Annotated in this window: 1 protein-coding gene; it reads right to left on the bottom strand. The window is 57.6% G+C overall.

Annotated features, from left to right (window positions below; all coding sequences use genetic code 11):
• Nucleotides 1–733, bottom strand: a 733-nt coding sequence (locus LBU54_RS15290; protein ID WP_224531993.1) for a hypothetical protein, incomplete at both ends; no start/stop codon positions are given.

Genomic DNA, 733 nt, shown 5'->3' on the forward strand with positions numbered 1-733 from the left:
ACTCCTCTTCCACGTGGATCGGTGCCCCAGGTACGTCAAGGGAAGCACAAAGGTCGCCTCCGCCCTGTACCAAAAGACCGTTCACGTCGAACCCTGTCGTTACGCCAAGCTCCACAACGCTAAGGTCAAGGCCTGTAGGGTAGACAAGCGTGTGGATCGTGTAGTTGCCTGCCTGGTCAACCTCGAACTCCGGCGATCCGCCAACATTAACTATGGTAAGGCTCTCGCCCTGGGTAAGCACGTAAAGCGTACTGTAGCCTTCAGGCACGTTGGCATCACCGTTCGGCACTGCCGAAATCGTCGCCGTGCCGCCCGAAAGCGAAACGTTGCTCTCCGTTGCCGTTAGCGTCCCAGCATCAGGATTGGTAATGTGAACCGGTGCGCCCGCTACGTCCAATGACGCGCAAAGATCGCCTCCGCCCTGGATCAGAAGACCGTTCACGTCAAAACCGGTCGTTACGCCCAGCTCAACTATGCTGAGGTCAAGGCCGTTAGGATATACCAAGGTATGTATCGTGTAGTCGCCTCCGCCGGAAACGGTGAACTCAGGCGTAGTGCCTACCTGCTGTATCACAAGACCTTCGCCCTGAGTGAGCACGTAGAGTACCGAATAGTCATCGGGTACGAAAGCGTCTCCGTTCGGGTGGGCGCTGATCGTTACCTCTCCAGTGGAGCATACCTGCGTCGAGCCCGCCGTAAGCGTTCCCGCATCGGCCAGACAAGACTCCTCTTC

It is taken from the genome of Winogradskyella alexanderae, from assembly GCF_020166335.1.
Classification (GTDB): Bacteria; Bacteroidota; Bacteroidia; order Flavobacteriales; family Flavobacteriaceae; genus Winogradskyella; species Winogradskyella alexanderae.